The sequence below is a fragment of the Acinetobacter sp. YH12097 genome, assembly GCF_013419225.1.
In the GTDB taxonomy this organism is placed as follows: domain Bacteria; phylum Pseudomonadota; class Gammaproteobacteria; order Pseudomonadales; family Moraxellaceae; genus Acinetobacter; species Acinetobacter amyesii.
Genome location: NZ_VPAN01000033.1, coordinates 1 through 22699 on the forward strand (window position 1 = coordinate 1; position 22699 = coordinate 22699).

Below are 22699 nucleotides of genomic sequence, written 5' to 3' on the forward strand. Positions count from 1 at the left end.
TGAAAACCTTCAAAATTCTTGCTGAGCGATATCGCAATCGAGGCAAAAGACTAGCATTAAGATTCAATCTAATTGCTGGAATTTATAACTTGGAGCTGAGTGAAAAATGACTTATGAAAGAAATCTAGTTACTTTTTATTAAATACATGCTGCAGAATGAGACAGCATGTATTTGATTTATGTTCAGATATAAATGTCAGACTGCATATATAAACAAGCATAGCCTGAGATTTCTATACGGTCATTTTCGAGCATTTGACAATGTAACTCACCACCACGGCTTGATGCTTGATACGCCAAGATCTGACGCTTGTGTAGAAGTTCTGCCCAAATAGGCACGATTCCGGTATGAATAGAACCCGTAACAGGATCTTCATTGATGCCATTACCCGGTGCAAAATAGCGTGAAATGCAGTCATATTGCTGGGCTGCCGCAGTGATTGCAACATCAGTAATCGTACCCGGCGCTGTAATTGCGGTGCGGATTTTGCCGAGTCGTTTTAAAATTTCAAAATTCGGTTGTTCATCCAAAACCTGTTGAGCCGTTTCATATTCCACAATATACGCCTGCGCATTCAGATAAACCTGCTTAAAAGGTTGACTCAACCCTAGACGTAGCTCTTCAGGATATTCGCTCACGACCTGTGCCCGACGTACAGGGAAATTCATCAGAATTTTTCCATCTTCAGCTTTATTTACGCTAAAAATACCGAGATTTTTGACATGAAATTGGATATTTTTGTCTGCAGTATAAAACTCAAAAAGCACATAACTACTGGCCAATGTCGCATGTCCACAAAAGTCCACTTCAGTGGTCGGTGTAAACCAACGAATTTCATAATTGCTGCTGTCGATTTTTTTCACAAATGCAGTTTCAGACAGATTATTTTCCAAAGCAATCTGTTGCATCAAGTGTTCATCTAACCATTCATCCAACACCAAAACCGCCGCTGGGTTGCCTTTAAATAACACTTGGGTAAATGCGTCCACTTGATACATTTTCATTGATAGAACTCCTGATTTAGTGATTTATATTAAAGGCTTTTGAAAATATTTCATGCGTTATATGCTATGTAGCAACACTTTTGAATAAAACATCTAAGTTTTAGATGAACTTAAATATAGGCACAATTTTGAAAACGCATATTCACCCCGTTCCTTTAGAAAAATCATACCGACTTTTAAATCATGGCCCGACTGTGCTCGTCTCTGCTCAGGATCAAACCCATACTGGTGTGATGACTGCAGCATGGGCATGCGCCTTAGAGTTCAACCCTGCAAAAGTGACAGTAGTACTGGATAAATCAACTAAAACACGTGAGATTATTGAGAATTCAGGCTATTTCGCCTTACAAGTACCGACACTGAAACAACTCAAACTCGTCTATGCACTTGGCATGATGAGCCAACGTGATGCGCCAGAAAAATTACGCCAATGTGGCGTGGAATTATTTCAATTTAATAACTCAGATATTCCTGTGGTTGAAGGTTGTGCTGCTTGGCTACTGTGCAAACTTATTCCTGAGCCGCACAATCAACAAGCGCACGATCTGTTTATTGGCGAAGTCATTGCTGCCTATGCAGACGACCGCGTCTTCCGTAACGGACATTGGTATTATCATGAAGTAGAAGATGAATGGAAAAGTCTGCACCATGTTGCTGGTGGGCATTTTTATACCATTGGTAATCCTGTATCTGTAGACGAGACACCAGACTAAAATAGCGCTATGAACTCTGTCGTTTATTTAGGGTTGAAAATCGATAATCATACCTTTTGAGCATTTTCATGCTAACTTTAACTTAATTTAAAATATTGAATGAATGGATATGACGTTTAAAATACATACATTGGATGTCAAAAATTCACTGCAAAATTATATTTGGCTGCTTGAGCACACCGAAAGCCATGATGTCATTGCAGTAGATCCTACTGAAGCCGCTTTGGTCGAGCGCTATTGTCAGGTACATCAGCTCAATCTTACGCAAATTTGGCTAACGCATTGGCATAAAGATCACGTTGGTGGCGTACCAGAACTTATTCAGGATAAAAACATTGCCGTTTACGGTCCCCGTGCAGAATTGAGCCGTATTCCATGGGTGAATTATCCTCTCGATCATAATGACCGTTTTGAATTTCATGGTCTTGAAATTGAAATTACAGCAACTCCCGGCCACACCCTCGGTCATATCGTATATTTTATCGATGACATTCATACACTTTTCTGTGGCGATGTATTATTTGCTATGGGTTGTGGACGTGTATTTGAAGGCACCTTTCAACAAATGTACGATTCCTTGAACCGTATAGCCGCATTCCCTGCTGAAACTCAAGTGTATTGTACTCACGAATACACCCTATCGAATGCTCAGTTTGCGCGGCATGTTGAACCTGACAACCTTGCCATACAACAGCGTTTTGATGAGGTTGAATCAATGCGCATGCTCGGACAATGTACTTTACCAAGCAGTATTGAATTAGAATTAGAAACCAATCCATTTTTACGCGCAGAAAGTGTTGAAACGTTTCAGCGCTTAAGAGAACTTAAAGACAATTTTTAATTGGATTGAGAGGTATAAGCATTTTAGATTTCATCACAAATAAACTGTTTTATTTGTGATGAATGTTTCGGGCCGATTCATCATTTTATATTTATAAAATTTGATTGGTGGCAGCAAACTCATCCAATTCAGCTTGTGTTACAACTCGAACGGCTTGCATTTCATCGATACGTACCATCAATAAACCACCTAATGCCGGCTGATAACGTCGTGCACTACCAAATGGTGTATATGCCACTTTGGATTGCTCCGAAAAGACCAACCAATCTTCATGTCCAAGCATCACCGCAACAGGCGTCTGCCCTGCTTGTTGCATCTGTTCAATTTTTGCTTTGACATCGTGCTCAATGTTTTGCATGCGTTCAATCTATTTATATCGATGGGACATAGTATAAAAGCATTTCGACAAATCTTGATGTGAAATAACTTTGCATGCTCACCTATCCAGTTAATTTGGCTGTGAACAAGTCTTTATTTGCAATCAATACTGCACACCTAATCCACTATACTTTCTTAGTTAAGTCATCGCTTATTTTGCACACAGCTTCTCTATAGGCATAGGATAGATTTTAAGCCAGCAGTTAAAACCTAAATTTTTAAAATACGTTATATTTACTTACATTAAGTTTAGCTTGTTATAAAACAGCGAGTTAAATGAATTTATACAGTTTACAATCCGATAATCTGTTTATTTATCCATCAAAATTTCATATTTTAAATAAAAGTTTTCCATTTCCCCTTTAAAAAATATTTTGACACCCCTATTTAATATTTTAATGATTGATAAGGAGTTCGCTCGTGAAAAAAGTGGTTAAAGCAAAAAATTTAGTTGCCTTCCGTCTTTGGTTAGAAAAGTTAGGATATTCTGTTCGTACACTGGCAGATAATCGTGGATTTACATTCAGTTTTAAAAAAGAATATGGTCTAGTGACTGTAGACTTGTCTGGTAATGCTTTGGCCATGCAGCTCGGTGAAGAGTTTGAAGATCATTTAAAGGCATAATCTTCTCTATAATTTATTCGAACGATTTGAAATAAATGATTTAATTCGATTGATTCGAATCCGCATTTCAAAATTTGCCCGTATATGCGGGCTTTTTTTCACCTTTGTTTTACTGACACATTTTTAAGGAGTGAAATTTCTGACAATAAAAAAGCAAGATTAGACATCTTGCTGTATCTCTTCGTTCATCATCTTTCATTAGATTTTTTTATTAGAATTAGTCTTCAAAAAAGACCATGTTTAAGACACTGATTTTTTCGAATTTCAAAAACAAAAAAGCAAGGTATAAAACCTTGCTTAATCTAATGGTGGGGACGGAGAGACTCGAACTCTCACACCTCGCGGCGCTGGAACCTAAATCCAGTGCGTCTACCAATTTCGCCACGTCCCCAACTCGGGTGCTGACAATGTCAGACTTTAATTTGTTTTAAAAACCTGTTTATTTGGCAACTTAATAAATTAAGTGGTGGGGACGGAGAGACTCGAACTCTCACACCTCGCGGCGCTGGAACCTAAATCCAGTGCGTCTACCAATTTCGCCACGTCCCCAACAGGGTTGCTGACAATGTCAGACTTTTTAAAACTTGGCAGAGGATCAAGGATTCGAACCTTGACGAACGGTTTTGGAGACCGTCATGCTACCATTACACCAATCCTCTGTAACCTTCATTACCAAACTCATGTTTAGTAATTCAGTGGTGGGGACGGAGAGACTCGAACTCTCACACCTCGCGGCGCTGGAACCTAAATCCAGTGCGTCTACCAATTTCGCCACGTCCCCGATGGCTGTGTATATTATAGAGATCACCCCTACATGACAAGCCTTTTTTATAAAAAAGCATCTTGTTTGTTTAAATAAAAAACAATAGTGCTTTTTTTGTATTTTTCTTAAGCAAATTCAGCAACTAAGTCGCTTTTTAAGCGATAAAAATCCACCAATCTGTCATTTTTTTGCTTCATCAACATGTGTTGCAATAGCTGAGTAAACCCTTGATATTGCAGTGGCAAATCAAGCTTTAAGCGTTGGCAATGTAAATAGGCCCAATCTTCATAGTTTTTCGCCTCTAAACGCTGTGATGTCAGCCATTCCAAAAAAATAATCCCCAGCGCATAGATATCACTGTGCAAAGATTTCGCTTGTCCATGGAAAAGTTCTGGAGCCATATAACGTGGTGTCGCAGTTAAGGCATCTAACTGATCAAATTCTAAAGGTAACGCTTGCTCAAAATCGATGAGTCTGCACTGCCCTTGCCAATTCACAAAATGCTCTTGTTTTAAATCTGCATGTATCCAACCGTGCAAGCTTAATCGTTCAACCACATCGAGTGCTTGCCATAGCACTTGCCTCACCTGCGCAAGGCTCAAATTCGATGCAGGCTGTACGAACCAAGGCTCAGCATTCGGCAATATTAATAGGCGATCAATAGACTCTTGCTGAATACTGAGATGCGACTGTTTTATCACTTGAAAAGGTAGCGTGATGCTGTTTTGTGTAGACGCTTGATTGAATAGCTGGTACAGCTCAATTTCACGACCAAAACTAGCTACATGTTCAGGACTGCTGTCACTGACTTGCGCCTTGAGCCAATAACGTTGTTGATTGAATTGAAATTGATATAGACGACGCCCAAAAACCAAACTTTTAGATTTGGTTTTTGGCTCATAAATGATTTGCGTTAAATCCGTGAATTTAAACTGCAATAAATTCTGCATGTCGTTGACTGGGTTCATTTTGATAATTTAATAATTCCAAACAATGCTGAATGGTCTTACCGATGCGGGCTTGCGTTTCGATTAATGAAATCTTCGGCCAAGTGGCTCTTTCACCTTCACGCTGCAATACCTTAAACAGATAAGGTCGTGGATTTTGCAACATATAACTATAGTGTCTTAAGCCATATTTCCCCACAATATTGACATCACCATAGTATCGCTGGTCCACCACGCCATAACCATGATCAAGCAAACGTCTTACCGGTGGAATACTTCCTGCACGCTCACGGGCAAAATCCATCACCCCTTTACTAATCACCTTACCTTGACGACGAACGATCCGCTCAGGCCAACTCAACATACTTTTACGAAAGCGTGAAACATCATCCTGCATAAACGGCACAATATGCGGATTGACCTGACTGGCGATACTGTAATTAATATTATATAAACGCGCCATTTTCTCCTGTGGGAAATCACTGCGCACACTCCCATCTACCCAACGCGTTGCCGACATATATGGCGTAAATTGCCCGTCATAACGCTTACTGGTCAGTCGTACCGGTGGAAATAGAATAGGCACTGCACATGATGCCAGCACCGCACTCCATACCAACAAATCTGGTGATGTATAGGCATTCATAATTCTTGCATCTTGTGATGCATCATAAGGTGCAACTGCCACATTGATATGTAGACCTGATTGCTTATATGCTTCGGCAAAAGTTAAGTCACCTAAGTTTTCAACCAAAAACTTTTTCAGATATTTTACATCTGCCAAACCGCCATTACCCTGCACTAACTCAGTCAATTTACGAAAGTGAAATGCCTCACTAAAGAAGTTTTGTCCGTTTAATAAATTGGTAAATTCTGACGGTTTAGATACACCCAACATCCCGGTCATAATGGCGCCAGCACTGGAACCAGACAGAACTTTTGGCATGAGATCTTGTTCCATCAGCGCTTTACACACACCGGTATGAAACAAACCTAAAGTTGAACCGCCTGAAAACATCAAAACAGGTTGACCATAGGCTTTTTGACTTTGTTCAAAAAATTCAATTTTTTGTGCGGCATTGAGACAAACGCATTCTTCGGATGCGATAAAAGCCAAACTTTGACTCACCTCATCAACATAGTCTTCAATAATTTTTTTGGTGCCGACGTAGGCTACTGTAAACAGCAAGGGATGGGCAATATTGCCCACATCATAAGTTAAACCTTCACTTAAAATATACATCAAATCTCGAGTACGTTTCTGAGCTCGATATCGTCTCAGCAACCCTAAACGATGAGTAATAATTTCTGCATCAAAATACGGTGAACTATTATCGAGTTTCCATTCTTGCGCACCCGATTCTTCGTCTATTTTAAGTGCGATATCTTTCCATTCTTCATAACATTCAGCACGGTCGAGCTGACGCTTTAATTTTTTTATCCGATATGCCTGATGTGGATTAATACTTTTTGAAAACCCTGTAAACAACATGACTATCCCTCAGCACACTTTAAACTGTTCACTCAGCTAGATTTATAACAACTTTTTGGTTGTTCGAATAGCGCTGATCTCCCAGAACAATCATTAAACTTTGACATATTTAGGCGATTATAACTGCATTATTGATGTACACTGCTGTCATATACCAACCAACAACAAGACACGACACGCTGACTTATCATGGCTACAATTGATTTACCTGACAATATCCTTCAATCGCTATCTACTGTACTCTTAAAACTACAGCACAGTTTGCCTGAGCTTAAACAAGCACCCGATTTTTCGAGTATCGCGTTTAAATGGCAAGATAAACAGCTTAAAGCTATTCAACAGCCCAAAGTCATGTATTTAGAAGATTTAAAAGGAATTGAGCGTCAAAAAGAAAAAGTGATTCAAAACACTTTACAGTTTATAAAAGGCTTACCTGCCAATGATGTTTTACTCACTGGCTCTCGTGGTACAGGTAAATCATCCATCGTCCGTGCCCTACTGACCCATTATGCAGATCAAGGTTTACGTTTAATTGAAATTGAGCGTGATGATTTATCTGATTTGCCAGAAATCCAAAAGTTAATTGAAAAGCGCCCTGAAAAATTTATCGTGTATTGTGATGATTTGGCATTCAATGCTGAAGATGAAAACTATCGCAGTTTAAAAAGTGTTTTGGACGGTTCATTACAATCAGGTTCAAGTAATTTTATTATTTATGCTACCAGTAACCGTCGTCATTTATTGCCTGAATTCATGCATGAAAATACACCTGTAACTAAGGTAGATGTTCCTCAATATACCGAGCTCCACCCACAGGAAGCGATTGAAGAAAAAATATCTCTTTCTGACCGTTTTGGGCTTTGGCTCTCGTTCTACCCAATGGATCAAAATTTATATCTCGAAATTGTGGAACACTATCTTGCCAAGGCTGATTTAGCCATGACCAGCGAAGTTCGTGCTGAAGCCTTAAGATGGTGTCAGTCTCGTGGGCAGCGTTCAGGCCGTGCTGCTTATCAGTTTTCAAAGCATTGGATTGGGTCTGAAAATCTAAAGGCTTTGGAAAAATAACGTCTACAATATTTTTATGATCTGAAAATATAAGTTCTGCAAAGCCAGTCAGACAATTTCAGCTAAAAGCAGCCACATCCTCGTTGGCTGCTTTTAAATGCTAATAAACTCTTGATTGAACCAATTTCTTGAAAATCATTAAGAACACACCACTTATGGCGCTAAATTGAGTTGACCAATCACATATAAGGTATTGCAATCAATCACACTTTTCTCCGCATCAAGGTATTTTTGCTCCAAGATCCCATCCGTTTCTGTAAAACCATAATCATCATCATTTATAATTGCCAAATGCTGTTCATCAATCACCCACAAGCCTTCAACTTTATCGTGTGGATAATGTAAAGTTTCGACTAAATCGACAACTAAGCTCTTTGCCACAGGCAAAATATTTAATTTTTTTAGCGCCTCCCACCCCTCATTAAGCACATATTGTTCAGGTGTTTGCCCATCAATGAGCAATCCTAAAGATTCATTTTGCTGAAAATGATCACTTAGTTGAACTTTTTCTAGGTTTGTCGCCGCATCGATATAAATTTTATAGATTCGTTTAAAAGCGTTTGGATTATCTTTATAAAAATCATCATCACGTTCAGCCACTAAAAAGCATGTTTCACTCAGCGCGACAATGGCTGTATTTGAGTTTGACTTAAGTTCTTGCCGATATAGATATTGTTCAGTTGAGCCATCGTCTAAATTGACCACCACAATACGAACCAAGTCCGATGTTGTAACTGATGAATCTGGATTACTCATCGTCGATTGCATGATCCCGACCATTTTTTTTTGATCAGGTGAAATCGTCAGACCTTCCACCCCCCGATTTTGCTTACGGTTGGCAAATTCATTTTGAAGAAAATAACCCGACTTGCAACGCGCATCTTGTTTGTATGCATTAATACGGTCTATTTCCACGCCTTCACTATTAAAATGAACAAGATGAGGCCCATATTCATCACTCACCCAAAAAGTGCCATCTTTTAATGCAACTAAGCCCTCAGAATCTAAACCATATTCATCTGTGCCAATTGCTAAAACCACACCATTTTGATCATAAGCCACTTCTTTTGTTGCACCAAAATGCCGATTTGGCAAACCTGTTATAGGTCTCCCAGTTGGATCTTTGAGTAATATTTCTTTCAATTTTTTAATCGATCCATCGAACTGCAATTCAAAAAGCCCGATTTTTGGCGTATAGCTTGGATCTAAGAATATCTTGCCTTTATCTCCATTCACATCATAGGTCGTATTCGGACCTCGATCCGTAAGAGCATAAAATTGATATTTTTGAGTGGGATGTGGGGAAATTTCCGACCCAAAACCTCCACAATGAATTTCAATAAAATGGTCTTGTTTTGCCCCATCTGGAATATTGTGGATATCCAAAGTTTCATAGGGTAAAGAAACACCTTTATAAAATTTCTTTAGGTCAATATGACTTTGATTTGGTTTTGATTGATCCAAAGCTTCATTATTTTTTGTCATTATTTCACATGGCTCTAATTATTTATTGAGCCATCATATCCACAATAATGTTCTAAAACCACAGTCTCTTTTTTGAAACACACAATAAAAAAAAGAGGCTAATTTAGCCTCCTTTTTTAACGATTTTTACGCTTCGTTTGGATTACTTAATTCCGTCATCGGCCAACGCGGTGTAGTTGTAACAGACAAACCATCATGCTGACCCGCTTTAAGACGCTGATAACCTGCAAACGCAATCATTGCACCATTATCTGTACACAGCGCAGGTTCTGCATAAAACACATTTGCACGGATTTTTGCCAAGTCAGCTTCTAAGCGCTCACGTAAACGCTTGTTTGCACTTACACCACCGGCAATAACTAAACGTTTTAAACTAGTTTGTTTTAAGGCCTTCACTGATTTTTTCACCAATGTATCAACCAACGCTTCTTGGAATGATGCAGCGATATCCGCCTCACGACCTTCGCCTTCAACTTTTTTCAATTGAACTGAAACGGCAGTTTTTAAACCACTAAATGAAAAATCTAAACCTTGGCGTAGCATTGGACGTGGAAATTCAAAGGCATTGATGTCACCATTGATCGCCAATTTCGAAATATTTGGACCACCTGGGTATGGTAGACCCATCATTTTAGCGACTTTATCGAATGCCTCACCTGCTGCATCATCAATCGACTCACCCAATAATTCATATTGACCAATTCCATAAGCAGCCATCAATTGAGTATGTCCGCCAGAGACTAAAAGTGCCACAAATGGAAATTCTGGTGGAGTTTTAGACAACAAAGGCGCCAACATATGACCTTCCATATGGTGCACACCAATTGCAGGTTTATTCAGTGCAAACGCCAACGTGCGACCAAACAATGCGCCAGTCATTAAGGCACCCATCAAGCCCGGTCCACGAGTATATGCAATTGCATCAATTTCAGATTTATCTATCTGACTTTCTTCAAGCAATTGTTTTATTAAAGGAATTAACTTACGCACATGGTCACGTGAAGCTAATTCAGGTACCACACCACCATATTCTGCATGCAGTTTGATTTGGCTATACAATACTTGTCCGCGTAATCCTTGCTCACTATCGTAGAGTGCGAGTCCTGTTTCATCACACGAAGTTTCCAAGCCTAAAACGATCATTAAACTGCCTTTTGCCCATTTCAAAATATTGCGAAACCTATTATAGACTTGTGATATGAGATGTAAATGAGTAAAATACTGACCTTCACTTGTGATCAAGGGTAATTCGACCCGAGATCTTATCCATAACTTAATGAGGATTCTTCATGCCACAAGTTAAATTGAAAGAAGGCGAACCAGTAGACGTAGCTATCCGTCGTTTCAAACGTTCATGCGAAAAAGCAGGTGTTCTTGCTGACGTTCGTAAACGTGAATTCTACGAAAAACCAACTCAAGAACGTAAACGTAAAAAAGCTGCTGCTGTTAAACGCTACCAAAAGAAATTGGCTCGCGAATCAGTACGTACTACTCGCCTTTACTAAGATTAATTTGTGATTGATTGACTAACCTGGACAAGATAAATGACTACTTTAAAAAACCAAATAACTGAAGTTTTAAAAGCCGCTATGCGTGCTAAAGAAATGGACAAGTTAACGGTAATACGTAGTCTACAGGCAGCAATCAAGCAAATCGAAGTCGATGAGCGCATAGAGCTTGACGATAAGCAAGTTCTTGCGGTCATTGAAAAGCAAATCAAACAACGCAAAGAATCGGTTAAAGCCTTTTTAGGTGCAAACCGAGATGATTTAGCTAGTAAGGAACAAGCCGAGATTGAGGTGTTATCTCAATTTCTACCAGAAGCTATGACTGAGGAAGAACTTGATTCCATCATTGCGCAAACGATTACTGCGCAAGAAGCTACTAGCATGAAAGATATGGGTAAGGTGATGAACTCTCTACGTCCGCTCATAGCCGGACGTGCCGATCCTGCACAAGTTTCAGCTAAAATTAAAGCGAAACTCTCTTAATCTTTCATCTATATTGTTTGATTTGGTCTATTTAAGTACGCTGATGACTTAAATAGCCAAATTATCCAAATTCAAAAAAAATTCAAATCCACACATCATTTATTTTTTCTTTATCATCTAACGATTTCATACTTACAAATATCTCTCCAACTTCCATCTACTGGATTTTGAATTGCCGCTTCATCGATTTCAATCAATTTAAAATTTGCTCGTTCACATAGACGTCGCGCTCGCTTGTTTTCCACATCTACAAAAGCGTTTAATTGCTGAAATCCTAGACCATTTAATAATTGATCCACAAATAACTGCAAGGCTTCAGTCATCAAACCCTGCCCTTTAAATTCAACATTTCCCCAAAACCCAACAGCAGCTTGGTTTTCCATCCAATTGATTTGATGAATATCCATGACACCTAAAAAGTTATGCGACTGTTGCTCACGAATCACGTAAACAAAATTTTCCTGATTTAACGCAGCCAACACCCTCGAATCACAAAATGCCAATGAAGCATCTAAATTAGGTTCTTGTAAGGACCAAACCAAACTTGCAGGAAACATTCGTAAGGTTTCTATACTTTGACAAATAGCCTCATAAAGTGCTTTTGCATCGTGGCGCTGAATCAACTGAAGCGTGATTCTGCCATGACTCATATCAAAATCATCGAGTTTCATTTTTATTCAGTTTCTCGTAATGATTTAAAATGCTTATAAATTTATTTTTAATTTAGGGCACATTGCACATTATATTTTTTTAATAATTGCATCTCTTTTGATGCGATCACCTGCTGAATCACATCCTGCTTATTCATATTACGGTACTCACGATCTAAAAATGCGCGATTTTCGTCTGCAGCACGATAAAGATCATTCACATAAGTCTGAACAATACCGCAGTATTTCACTTGCTGGTCTGCTTTAAATCCCTGTTGCTGCGGGTCTAACTGACTAAAAAATTGGCGTACATCGGTTTTATATTTTTCGTTAATATCATTCACAGCGATCACATATTGCTCTGCGCTCGCTGCTGCAATATTCGTTGCTAAGCCCAACAGACAGACCGCTAAAATTATATTTTTCATTTGTAAGTTCTTAATCATAAACATTTTACATCCAGCTAGTTTACACTGATTAATCTAAACAACTAAAACTACAATTTGCACTTTATAATCGACATAGATAAGTGCATCACATTTGAAATCTTTATATTTTTAATTTCCGTTCATTTTGCATTTCGTCCACACGCTGCTTGATTTTCGCAGCAAGACTTTTCGAGTCTTTGGCGATGCGCTGCGCCTGTAGCAAAGATTTAATCGCGCGTTCTTCATCCCCACCCCAATACTCTACTTCAGCTCGATAGCGCAGCACATTGATAGAACGGAAGCTTGCATCTTTGTCTGCATCAGCCATTTGCAACATCAGTCGCCAACCACTCAAGTCACGTGGATTTGCTTGTAAAAATCGCTGTAGAATCAGTTGTGCCTGGGCATATTCTTTGTTTCGAATCAAAGCCTCTGCATATTTATAATTTAATGCCCGATTTTCAGGCATGATGATTGCCGAACTTTTCACAGCGTTCACAGCATCGGCTGTTTTGTTTTGACCCAACAGCACATCGGTCTGTAAAATAGTAAAAAGTGCATGCGATGCATTTTGTTTTGCTGCTTCATTTAATAACTTTTGGGCAGCACTAAAGTCACCTTGTTTAATATGCAAGCTCACCAAAGCCAACTCAGCTGCATAATTCTTTTGCGCCACCATCGCATTTAATTGCAATTCGGTTGCCTGACCCGACAGTACTCGACTATACCAACGCAGAATTTCAAAATCTTGATCAACCAAACTGGTTTTAACTTGAGGCAACTGATTGGCACGTAAGCGAGCTTCGCTCATACGCTCCGTGGTTAAAGGATGCGTCAACCAAAAATCAGGCAGAAAGCTCACTCGACTCGTAGAACGATGCATCACTTCAAAGAAGTCAGCCATGCTCTGCGGATTGTATCCAGCACGATACATATACTGCATCCCGATACGGTCTGCTTCACGTTCTTGGTTGCGGCTATAGGTTAATTGCTTATCCATCAAAGCGGCTTGTGAGCCCATCATTACAGCCGCACCCACATCACCATCTGCCTGTGAGGCCACCAAAGCTCCGACTAAAATACCGGCTAGTGACAATAAACCTTGTCCTTTAAAGGCTTCTTGTGAACGACTGTAATGACGTTGTGATACATGTGCAATTTCATGCGCCATCACCCCTGCCACTTCATCCATGTTGCGTGCTGAATTAATTAATCCCGCATTTAATGCAAATAAACCACCCGGTACAGCAAAAGCATTAATTTGAGGATCATTAATTAATAACAAACCGACCGGTTGATTGAGCTGAGTTTGGCTCAAAATATGCGTAAATACAGATAAAAGACGATCTTCCATCCACGGATTTTCAGTCACAGGGAGTTGACGATGCACCTCACGATACACCTTCTCACCAATGGCACGTTCTTTTTGTTGATCCAACAAGCCAACGCCACTACCAATTTCAGGCACAGAAAATTGTGGGAATGAACTAAAATCTACGGACTGCGTCTGCGCCAATGTCGAACAAAGCCCGAGACCACATGCCAGTAAAATCTTTTTCAAAGTCTATTCTCTAAATTTCATATTCGTACTTCATCGAATATAGCATTGAATTTTGGTGAATTATGGAGAAAACTGTTGTGATTGTTTATTCAAATTTTGGATTGACCACATAGCGTGGCGCGCGCTCATGTACCAAAACATCCACTAAATTTTGATAAGCCAATTCCGCCATACGTTTACGGGTTGCCGCTGTTGCTGAACCCACATGGGGTAATGTCACGACATTGGCTAATGTAAATAATGGGGATTCTTGAAGTGGCTCTTGCTCATACACATCTAAGCCTGCTGCAAAAATTTGACCACGACTTAATGCATCGATTAAAGCAGTTTCATCAATCACTGAACCCCGTGAAATATTCACCAATACCGCATGCGATTGCATCAAGGCCAACTCACGTTCACCAATTAAAGCTTTGGATTCTGCATTTAAATCCACTGCAACGACCACAAAGTCAGCACGTTGCAACAAATCATCCAAATCGCAATATTGCGCTGATAAAGATTCAGCCAATTCAATTTTTTCTCGGCGATTATGATAGAGTACATTCATATTAAAGCCGTAGCGAGCACGACGCCCAATGGCTGCGCCAATATGTCCTAAGCCAATAATACCAATAGTTTTAGCAAAGACATCCATGCCAAATTGCTCAGGGCCCACTGTACGCTTCCACTGCCCTTGTTTGGTCCATTGATCCAATACAGGCACTTTACGTGCCGCACTCATCAACAAAGTAAATGCTAAATCTGCTGTAGTTTCCGTCAACACATGTGGTGTATGACTCAACCAGATATTTTTTTGATTTAAAAATGCTAGATCATAGTTGTCATAACCGACACTTACACTTGAGATGACTTTTAATTGTGATGCATGGGCTAAATTTGAGGCATTCAACAAACGTCCCGCACCGATCATGGCGTCAGCATCTTTTGAATGCTCAAGAATTTGCTGATTCACATCGCCCAATTTAGGGCTAATTTGGAAAACTTTAAATTGCTGTTCTAAACGTTGAATTATTTCTTGCTCTATTTGACTAAAAACCACTACTTTTTTTTGCATAAATTTTCCATTTACGTAATTTAAGTATTTTGTCCTGCCTTGTTTTGCATAAATTGCCATAGGCGTTTTTTCAATAAAGGCTGTTCAATCATTTGCTGTAAAGATGCCAGTGGATACACCTTCGCATGCTCTAAATGCGGAATATCGCCTAAGCAAATGACATTTTTATCCAAGCTCATCGCATCGATAAAACCTTGTACATAAGATGCTGCACCACGACCATCTTGCAAATTCACCCAACCAAATGGCCACTGTAAAGCAAAGAAATCGGCACTGACTGCGCGCTGAATATTGCTCCACAAAACTTGCTGCTCTGCCGTTAATTCTGTGGCATCAATGACAATGACACAGTGCATTAAACAGATGGCTTCTAAGTTAAACGAAGGGATTTGAACAATCGGATGAACTTCAACAGGCTCAACAAGCGTTGGTTCATCTTTAGGTGCTTCTACAGGTTGATTTACAACAACATCAACGTTCTTTTTAAGCTCAGTCTGTGATGAAACAGGCGTTGGCTGAGGCGCATTTTTGAGTAGGATTTCAGAGACTATTTCAGGAGCCGCCTGATCTCGCCAAATATTTGAGCTAAATTGCTGACACGGTGCCGCCTGAGGAATCCATACATCAATTTCCATTGCCGCCATTATGCTTCGCTGATGCCCAATCATGCTTTCATTTTCACCTATTCAAGGCTTGATATTCTAACGGGATTCACACTTTTTTGCTGAACTTTTATAAAGCAATTAGACCACTCTATTTCTTTAATGATTTAGTAGAATCGCTCAAGCTACTTTTGATTCCCCCCACAATCTATTCATAAATCAAGCAGCTATAAACAATTATACGATCATTAAACTATTTTTCTTTTGCATTAATTCAACCATTTCAGCCGATTCAAATCCAATACGCCAATATAGCAACTGCAAAACATCCAACTCATCTTGCGTGATAATTCGATCATTCCATAGACATACTTCTGCAACCCCAAGGATGCTTAAACGCTCACGCAGCAACAATCCTGAAATATCATTTAAGATTTCAGCCAAGTCTATTGGCTCATCAGAAATATCACGATAAAACTCTAGTTCTTCTTTCGTTAAGATTCGATTGAGGATTATTTCACGTACTTCGAGCTGGTTATCACTGTTAATTTGTTGCACATGCAACAAGGCATCAATCAAACGCACAATACTCGGTTTTACATCTTCTAATGATGTAGGTGTATGTGCAGGCAAAAGATTTAACTCATATTTCACTGTTTCAAGTAGCAAGGCATCGAGTAGACCAATTTCACCATCTTCTTGAATAATCTTAGCAAGCTTGGTTAAGAACTGCCGAGAAATCGTCGCAGGCATGGTGCCAATATTTTTACATGCTTCATGAAAAATTGAGATATGCACACGACCATCAAGATTCAATAAGGCATCTACAATCGCACGACTCACCTCAGCTTCAGTCGGAATAAACTCTCGGTACTGACGAATCATTAAAATCGCAACCATGACCTCACGCGAACCCGTTGCTGTTTGTAAGGCACGTTTGATTAATTCAGGTCTCTGCCAATTTTCACGAATCTCGGGGTTCAACGGTTTAATTGCATCTCTTATCGCAAAACTAATCGGTGATAAGCGCAGTAAAGGCAATGGTTGTGGCGAATTCCATGGTGTTGCAACATCTGGATTAGCTTCTTCCAGTGAACGGAATAAATAAAATAGCGGTTGGTTTCGCAGTTTTTTTAAATTTTCAAGTTGCAGGTCATGAATGAGCGCCGGATTTAATTCAAAAATACGCTGTTCAATACTTGGGTGAATATTCACCCAGTTTTGCGGACTGAGTGAGTTTGCAAAACACATATGAGAAATCGATTCCGCATATTCACTATGAATTTGCGAACCTGAATGATGCACATAAATCCTTAATAATGTTTGAATATTGGCATCATTTTGAATCAGACGTTTGGTTTTCTGATCATTGCGATAGGTTCGAGAACCCAAGGAGATATATTTAATAAAGCGGGAAATCAAAACACCCAAGCTTCCGATCAACCAAATGACCGCGCCAATCGCTACAAAGAGGGTTTCAAACTCATTGTCCCGTGCTTGTCCATTTTTATAGAAACCACGTTTTGCAATTTTACTACCCCACTGACTAAAGGTCGTCAAACCGCTATATAAGATTTTCAAACGGGTATTTTCCGCAGCTTCCCCCGACAAGATCTTATTAAATTCATGGCTCAGCAAACCATACATTTCCATCTCATCTAGGGTTTGTAAGGCACCCCAGGTTAAAATGATCGATGTATCTCGAGGGCTAAAACCTGCGGTGAGTGCATTCACACCCACTTCATCGGGTAAGACATAAAGTGCCGGAGTATCGATTAAAAAAGTATCTGCCAGCTGCTCTGTCATACGCAGTGCAACACTTTCTTCAGGAATACTTTCAATCAGACTGAGACGTCGCGCACCTAACTGTTTAGCAAGTGAATAACCACCTAAGCGAAAGGTGTAAAAATCATAGAGAACCGAAACCAACATAATCAGCAGCACAGCCGCCACTAAAAATGGGCTAAGGACATGCCAATAGATAGACTGAGTGGAATCATAATAATCCACAATTAAACCGACAATTACATTAATAATTGCGACGGTCAAAAACACTGCCGCCATACACATGGTGACAGGCCAAAACATATTTTTGTTTTTTATAAAATCATAACCCACACGTCTCAATGTAATACCCTTAAGCTACATTGTCTTTTGTTTGCTCATCATAAATGAAAAAAGCGGGAAATTCCCGCTTTTTCAGTATGTTTTCAGCAGATTATTCTTCGCGAACACCTGTTAAATCCACAGAAGCCGCATCAATGTTAACATCGATATAAGCTGGCTTTTCATTTTTTGCAGAGTCATTACGCTTACGCTCTAATGCTGCTAAATATTCAGCATCAATACCACCTGCCACATATTTACCATCAAATACCGAGCAATCAAAATCTTGTAACTCAGGGACTTTCTTGGTGCGTACTGCAGATTTCAGATCTTCCAAGTCTTGGAAAATCAAGCGATCAGCACCAATAATTTCACGGATTTCTTCAACGCTACGTTCTGACGCAATCAGTTCAGATTTGGCTGGCATATCAATCCCGTACACGTTTGGATATTTCACCATCGGTGCTGCAGACGCAAAGAAGACTTTTTTCGCACCTGCATCACGCGCCATTTGAATGATTTCATTACAAGTCGTACCACGAACAATCGAGTCATCGACCAATAGTACGTTTTTGCCTTGGAACTCTAGCTCTACTGGGTTGAGCTTTTGACGCACAGATTTCTTACGAAGTTGCTGACCCGGCATAATGAAGGTACGACCGATATAACGGTTCTTCATGAAGCCTTCACGGAATTTCACACCTAAGGTATTTGCAAGCTCGAGCGCAGAAGTACGTGAAGTATCAGGAATTGGGATCACGACATCGATATCGTGCTCATCACCCCATTCACGTAGAATTTTCTGAGCAAGTTTTTCGCCCATTTTCAAACGTGCTTTGTAAACTGAAATACCGTCAATGGTTGCATCTGGACGCGCAAAATATACGTATTCAAAGATACAAGGACGATATTCAGGGGCTGCTGCACACTGCTTGGTCGACATCACGCCATCAGCAGTAATATAAATTGCTTCACCCGGTGCAATATCACGCTCAACCTTAAAGCCGAGCGCTGTAATTGCGACAGATTCAGACGCAATGATATATTCCATACCATTTTCAGTCTCACGCGAACCGTAGATCAATGGGCGAATACCATTTGGATCACGGAAACCAACAAGGCCCTGACCGGTGATCATAGCAACAACCGCATAACCACCTTTGCAACGTTCATGCACACGTGAAACCACGTGGAATACATCTTCAGCGCTTGGTGTAAGTTTTGCGCGTTTTTGCAATTCGTGAGCAAATACGTTTAATAATACTTCTGAGTCTGAATCGGTGTTCATATGACGTAAGTCAGTCTTGAACAAGTCATCATGAATTTCAGCAGCATTGGTTAAGTTACCGTTATGTGCAAGCGTAATGCCATAAGGTGAGTTTACATAGAATGGCTGAGCTTCAGCACTGCTAGAAGAACCCGCAGTTGGGTAACGAACATGGCCAATACCATAATTACCCTGTAATGCACGCATATGACGTGTGTGGAACACATCACGTACCATACCCGTATCTTTACGCAGGAATAAACGTCCATCCTGACAAGTTACGATCCCGGCTGCATCCTGTCCACGATGTTGTAACATCGTTAACGCATCAAACAACATTTGGTTAACAGGTGATTTACCAGCTATACCAACTACTCCACACATAGCAACCTCGCAGACAAGCTAGGGTTAATAAAAAGGATTATTTGTTGACTCACCCGATCCAGAACGTCCGTGCTTGTTCTGCGACTCAGATGGGAGGTCTGAAGATTTCTGAGCATCTTCAGACTGAATATGATGAAGTGCTTGATTTGCAGCATCTTTGGACAATTCGGTTGCCCAAGGCGCATATGGCAATAATGACTGAACCATTTTAGATTGTTTCCAATGTGGTGAACTTTCTACCCAAGGACCTAGCCCCTGCATAGTGATCAACACCACCAACAATCCTTTCAAGCTTCCAAAAACACCACCTGCCAGTCGATTTAAAGGACCAAGCTTTAATGTTTTCAAAATGCTGTTCAATAACCATGTAGCGACCCAAGTCATGACTACAATCAACAATACAATAAATGCGAACGCGGCAATCTTCTGTACCACTGGATCTGTACTTAAAGATGTCATCGAAGGTGCAAGGACGGTTGCATACTTTGCCGCAATGACAAGTGCAAGAATCCATCCAATGAAGTTCGCAAAGGCTTTTACAAATCCTTGACGCAAACCGTTAAGCCCTCCAATGAGCAAAATAATCAGTATAAAGATATCAATGGTATTCATGATATTTAAAATGCGTCTACGCAGTCTTTTACAAGTGTCGGACCTGTATATATGAGGCCACTATACACTTGTACAAGGCTTGCTCCTGCTTTTTGTTTCGCAACAGCATCTGCGCCCGACAAAATACCACCCACACCGATCAATGGAATTTGACCGTTTAATACTTTAGCAAAAGCTGCCAAACATGCCGTACTTTTTTCAAAGACTGGCGCACCGGATAGACCACCAGCTTCATCACCAAATGGAAGGCCTTCAACACCTTCACGTGACAAAGTCGTATTGGTGACAATCAGACCATCAATTTTAAATTTTAACAATTGTTGTGCAATAAAATTAATGTCTTCTGGTTCTAGATCTGGTGCAACTTTAAGTACTAAGGGTACATAATGTTGATTTTCATCCGCCAACTCGAGTTGACGTTTCTTGAGTGTCTCTAACAGTTCAGTCAAAGCATCACCGCTTTGTAAGCTGCGAAGATTTTTAGTGTTAGGAGATGAAATATTAACCGTAATATAAGAAGCGTAGTTATAAACTTTTTCTAGACAAATCAGATAATCATCAACTGCTTTTTCAACAGGTGTAACTGCATTTTTACCGATATTGATCCCAAGTACACCCTTAAATTTTGCAGCTTTGACATTTTCGATCAGCTGATCCACGCCATCGTTGTTAAAACCCATACGGTTAATAATGGCTTTTGCTTTCGGTAAACGAAATAAACGAGGTTCAGGGTTACCTGATTGTGGAAGGGGTGTAATTGTACCAATTTCAATAAAGCCGAAGCCCTGGCTCGCCAGCGCATCGATATAAGCACCGTTTTTATCAAGACCGGCTGCTAAACCAACAGGATTAGGAAATTCGATTCCCATACATGTCACTGGTTTAGACGCCACGTTTTGACGCATCATTCCCATCTTGTGAGAAGATTTCAACAGCGATAATGTCAGCTCATGTGCACGCTCTGGTGCTAAAGTAAACAACAAAGGGCGGGCTAGAGAATACAACATATCTATAAAAGTCTACTGCTTTTTAAGTCGGCATATTATAGGCACAGCACAAATAAAACACCATGCTTAGCAGATCTTTATTTTTACCGATTATTGTACACTCGCTGTTAATTTGACCTGTCCCGCTTCAGAACTTAACTCCATCTTTTCAATACTTAAGCCCATTTGAACCAATTGAGTCAAAAAATTGGCCAGAATTGCATAATTTTCATGCATCACTGCAATCTGTATTTGCTCACCGACTTGTTGAGATGCTACTGACAAGCCCTGTTGTTGCGACACACGCTGAACTTTTTCCAACGCGCTCAGTTGTGTATCACCTGCTGGTTTCATCGTGACGGCATTACTTTGCATCCAAACAACAGTATCTTTGAGTTCATTCACGCGCTTTTGTTGAAAATTTGCAGCTTTGTTCATATAAAACAGTGCCGAACCAATCGCTGCCACTACAACAAAAATCGTGGTAAAGACCACCATGACTCGTTCACGAGTAGAAAGTTGGTCTAAATAATCAGTGATGCGCTCAATTTGCCCATCTATACGTTGCTGTAGGTTTTCCATTTTTGTCATTATTGTATTTTCACCAATCCAATCGCGCCGTTGGCACTTGGTTGAATATTCCCTAATTCGACTTTAAAACCTTGTTGTTTTAATTGATTGGTTAGGGTTTGTAGTACTTCTGCCGAATTGGCTTTTAACTCCATATTCAGCATCGAGGCTTCATAGCTCACACGATTTGCAGAAATTTGGTTTTGCATTAAAACTGGCCCGACACGGCTCAGTAAAGACAAAGCCTGTGCATTGCCCGTTTGACTCTGACGCAATTGTGATTCGAACTGGCTTTTCAGCGTTTGTTCGGTCACAGGATAGCTTTGACCAAACCAATATTTAAACTGATCAATCGCTTGTGCCGCAGTGATATTGGCCACTTTTTTGTATTGATACCAGCGAACTGCATCATAACTAAACTGAGTAATTAGAGCCGCAACCAAAACAGCTGCACAAGCTTTCCAATAACCGCTTACACCCGTATTGGTTTTGGCTTTCGGCAAAACATTCAGTGGATGTTGTTTCGGTTTTTTTATATTGGGTAATTCATAATGAAAAGATTCAATGTGATCATGCGTTACAGCGGCTTCAAGACTATGCGTCTGATCTGAACTTAGATTTGAAATCTTATAGTTCGGCTGACCAATTTGATAATCTAAGTACAAAGCCAAATCATCAACGGATTGCCCGACATATTCACCATTTCGGACCAATAAATGACCGCTGACATTTGCCAAAACATGTTGCCCAGCTTCTGGGCTTGGCAAGACCAAAAAGTCAGGTAATAACGAAATGACTTTTACAGGAATTAGCGTCAAAGCATGCTGCATCGTTTCGACTGTACTATGCGCAATCCCCATGACCGTTAATTCATCCGGACTTTGAAAATGATGCAATACTTTCATTGCATCCAAAGGCAAAATGACATATTCCTCAAGTAAATATTTTACGCCGTCTGGGCCAAGTTTTTTATATTGGTTTTTTGGAAAAATTTGCTGAATGATTTGTACATCACGACTTGGAAAGAAAACAACCGCTTCCTTTCCCGCATGCGGCTGAATTTCCTGAATCAACTGTTCAAGTGTCGATGACTGCTTCCAGAAATCCCCTTCTGACCATTGCCAAACCCCATTGGCTTCGGGCATCCATAAATACAACATTAATTTTTC

The 22699-nt window shown here is 40.0% G+C and carries 23 protein-coding genes, 4 tRNA genes and 1 pseudogene; 7 read left to right on the top strand and 21 right to left on the bottom strand.

Annotation, left to right across the window (positions count from 1 at the left end):
- Positions 1-110: pseudogene (locus FTU37_RS12600) on the top strand (IS5/IS1182 family transposase); the annotation flags it as partial.
- Between the two features lie 73 nt (positions 111-183).
- On the opposite strand, the gene FTU37_RS12605 reads toward FTU37_RS12600, so the two are convergent.
- The gene (locus tag FTU37_RS12605) at positions 184-1005 is read right to left on the bottom strand and encodes a PhzF family phenazine biosynthesis protein (RefSeq protein ID WP_180124438.1); all 822 of its coding nucleotides are present in this window, start codon (positions 1003-1005) and stop codon (positions 184-186) included.
- 104 nt (positions 1006-1109) lie between these two features.
- On the opposite strand from FTU37_RS12605, the gene FTU37_RS12610 reads away from it, so the two are divergent.
- Together FTU37_RS12610 and gloB are read left to right on the top strand one after the other, a co-directional pair.
- Positions 1110-1718, top strand: a complete 609-nt coding sequence (locus FTU37_RS12610) for a flavin reductase family protein (protein WP_180114546.1) — start codon at positions 1110-1112, stop codon at positions 1716-1718.
- Positions 1719-1827: 109 nt separating this feature from the next.
- The gene (gene gloB / locus FTU37_RS12615; protein ID WP_180124439.1) at positions 1828-2559 is read left to right on the top strand and encodes a hydroxyacylglutathione hydrolase; all 732 of its coding nucleotides are present in this window, start codon (positions 1828-1830) and stop codon (positions 2557-2559) included.
- 91 nt (positions 2560-2650) lie between these two features.
- On the opposite strand, the gene FTU37_RS12620 is transcribed toward gloB, so the two are convergent.
- Positions 2651-2917, bottom strand: coding sequence for a hypothetical protein (locus FTU37_RS12620; protein WP_078193609.1), 267 nt, complete (start codon positions 2915-2917; stop codon positions 2651-2653).
- 440 nt (positions 2918-3357) lie between these two features.
- Between FTU37_RS12620 and FTU37_RS12625 the strand changes: the two genes are divergently transcribed.
- Positions 3358-3561, top strand: a complete 204-nt coding sequence (locus tag FTU37_RS12625) for a hypothetical protein (RefSeq protein ID WP_078188846.1) — start codon at positions 3358-3360, stop codon at positions 3559-3561.
- 306 nt (positions 3562-3867) lie between these two features.
- On the opposite strand, the gene FTU37_RS12630 is transcribed toward FTU37_RS12625, so the two are convergent.
- The 6 genes from FTU37_RS12630 to FTU37_RS12655 all read right to left on the bottom strand — a co-directional run bounded on the left by FTU37_RS12630 (position 3868) and on the right by FTU37_RS12655 (position 6763).
- Positions 3868-3952, bottom strand: a tRNA-Leu gene (locus FTU37_RS12630).
- A 73-nt stretch (positions 3953-4025) separates the two neighbouring features.
- Positions 4026-4110, bottom strand: a tRNA-Leu gene (locus FTU37_RS12635).
- A gap of 36 nt (positions 4111-4146) precedes the next feature.
- Positions 4147-4220 (bottom strand) — tRNA-Trp (locus FTU37_RS12640).
- 37 nt (positions 4221-4257) lie between these two features.
- A tRNA-Leu gene (locus FTU37_RS12645) sits at positions 4258-4342 on the bottom strand.
- A gap of 107 nt (positions 4343-4449) precedes the next feature.
- Positions 4450-5274 carry a protein kinase gene (locus FTU37_RS12650; protein WP_180124440.1) on the bottom strand — a complete coding sequence of 275 codons (825 nt, stop codon included), beginning with the start codon at positions 5272-5274 and terminating at the stop codon, positions 4450-4452.
- The gene (locus FTU37_RS12655) at positions 5252-6763 is read right to left on the bottom strand and encodes a DUF3336 domain-containing protein (protein WP_180124441.1); all 1512 of its coding nucleotides are present in this window, start codon (positions 6761-6763) and stop codon (positions 5252-5254) included. Before FTU37_RS12655 ends, FTU37_RS12650 begins: the two co-directional genes overlap by 23 nt.
- A gap of 189 nt (positions 6764-6952) precedes the next feature.
- On the opposite strand from FTU37_RS12655, the gene FTU37_RS12660 reads away from it, so the two are divergent.
- Entirely contained in the window at positions 6953-7831 is an 879-nt protein-coding gene (locus tag FTU37_RS12660) for an ATP-binding protein (protein ID WP_180124442.1), read from the top strand.
- A gap of 153 nt (positions 7832-7984) precedes the next feature.
- On the opposite strand, the gene FTU37_RS12665 is transcribed toward FTU37_RS12660, so the two are convergent.
- Positions 7985-9316 (bottom strand): esterase-like activity of phytase family protein, encoded by a 1332-nt coding sequence (locus FTU37_RS12665; protein WP_180124443.1) that lies wholly within the window; start codon positions 9314-9316, stop codon positions 7985-7987.
- A gap of 126 nt (positions 9317-9442) precedes the next feature.
- On the bottom strand, positions 9443-10459 hold the full coding sequence (tsaD, locus tag FTU37_RS12670; RefSeq protein WP_180124444.1) for a tRNA (adenosine(37)-N6)-threonylcarbamoyltransferase complex transferase subunit TsaD: 1017 nt from the start codon (positions 10457-10459) through the stop codon (positions 9443-9445).
- A 146-nt stretch (positions 10460-10605) separates the two neighbouring features.
- Between tsaD and rpsU the strand changes: the two genes are divergently transcribed.
- Positions 10606-10821, top strand: a complete 216-nt coding sequence (gene rpsU / locus FTU37_RS12675; RefSeq protein WP_001136722.1) for a 30S ribosomal protein S21 — start codon at positions 10606-10608, stop codon at positions 10819-10821.
- A gap of 39 nt (positions 10822-10860) precedes the next feature.
- The gene (locus tag FTU37_RS12680; protein WP_078193617.1) at positions 10861-11307 is read left to right on the top strand and encodes a GatB/YqeY domain-containing protein; all 447 of its coding nucleotides are present in this window, start codon (positions 10861-10863) and stop codon (positions 11305-11307) included.
- A 113-nt stretch (positions 11308-11420) separates the two neighbouring features.
- On the opposite strand, the gene FTU37_RS12685 is transcribed toward FTU37_RS12680, so the two are convergent.
- The 11 genes from FTU37_RS12685 to gspL all read right to left on the bottom strand — a co-directional run bounded on the left by FTU37_RS12685 (position 11421) and on the right by gspL (position 22690).
- Complete coding sequence (locus FTU37_RS12685; RefSeq protein ID WP_180124445.1) at positions 11421-11978, bottom strand: GNAT family N-acetyltransferase; 558 nt, start codon at positions 11976-11978, stop codon at positions 11421-11423.
- A gap of 47 nt (positions 11979-12025) precedes the next feature.
- Complete coding sequence (locus FTU37_RS12690) at positions 12026-12385, bottom strand: hypothetical protein (protein ID WP_180124446.1); 360 nt, start codon at positions 12383-12385, stop codon at positions 12026-12028.
- A gap of 121 nt (positions 12386-12506) precedes the next feature.
- Entirely contained in the window at positions 12507-13946 is a 1440-nt protein-coding gene (locus FTU37_RS12695; RefSeq protein WP_180124447.1) for a M48 family metalloprotease, read from the bottom strand.
- 85 nt (positions 13947-14031) lie between these two features.
- The gene (locus FTU37_RS12700) at positions 14032-15003 is read right to left on the bottom strand and encodes a D-glycerate dehydrogenase (RefSeq protein ID WP_180026851.1); all 972 of its coding nucleotides are present in this window, start codon (positions 15001-15003) and stop codon (positions 14032-14034) included.
- Between the two features lie 20 nt (positions 15004-15023).
- Complete coding sequence (locus tag FTU37_RS12705; protein WP_168378929.1) at positions 15024-15671, bottom strand: hypothetical protein; 648 nt, start codon at positions 15669-15671, stop codon at positions 15024-15026.
- Between the two features lie 171 nt (positions 15672-15842).
- Positions 15843-17732 (bottom strand): M48 family metalloprotease, encoded by a 1890-nt coding sequence (locus FTU37_RS12710; protein ID WP_180124448.1) that lies wholly within the window; start codon positions 17730-17732, stop codon positions 15843-15845.
- Between the two features lie 91 nt (positions 17733-17823).
- Entirely contained in the window at positions 17824-19362 is a 1539-nt protein-coding gene (gene purF / locus FTU37_RS12715) for an amidophosphoribosyltransferase (protein ID WP_180063110.1), read from the bottom strand.
- 24 nt (positions 19363-19386) lie between these two features.
- The gene (locus FTU37_RS12720) at positions 19387-19974 is read right to left on the bottom strand and encodes a CvpA family protein (RefSeq protein ID WP_078188866.1); all 588 of its coding nucleotides are present in this window, start codon (positions 19972-19974) and stop codon (positions 19387-19389) included.
- Between the two features lie 5 nt (positions 19975-19979).
- Positions 19980-20981 carry a quinone-dependent dihydroorotate dehydrogenase gene (locus tag FTU37_RS12725; RefSeq protein WP_180124449.1) on the bottom strand — a complete coding sequence of 334 codons (1002 nt, stop codon included), beginning with the start codon at positions 20979-20981 and terminating at the stop codon, positions 19980-19982.
- Positions 20982-21071: 90 nt separating this feature from the next.
- On the bottom strand, positions 21072-21551 hold the full coding sequence (gspM, locus tag FTU37_RS12730; RefSeq protein ID WP_180054525.1) for a type II secretion system protein GspM: 480 nt from the start codon (positions 21549-21551) through the stop codon (positions 21072-21074).
- Positions 21551-22690 carry a type II secretion system protein GspL gene (gspL, locus tag FTU37_RS12735; RefSeq protein WP_180124450.1) on the bottom strand — a complete coding sequence of 380 codons (1140 nt, stop codon included), beginning with the start codon at positions 22688-22690 and terminating at the stop codon, positions 21551-21553. The genes gspM and gspL overlap by 1 nt, the downstream gene beginning before the upstream one ends.
- Between the last annotated feature and the right edge of the window lie 9 nt (positions 22691-22699).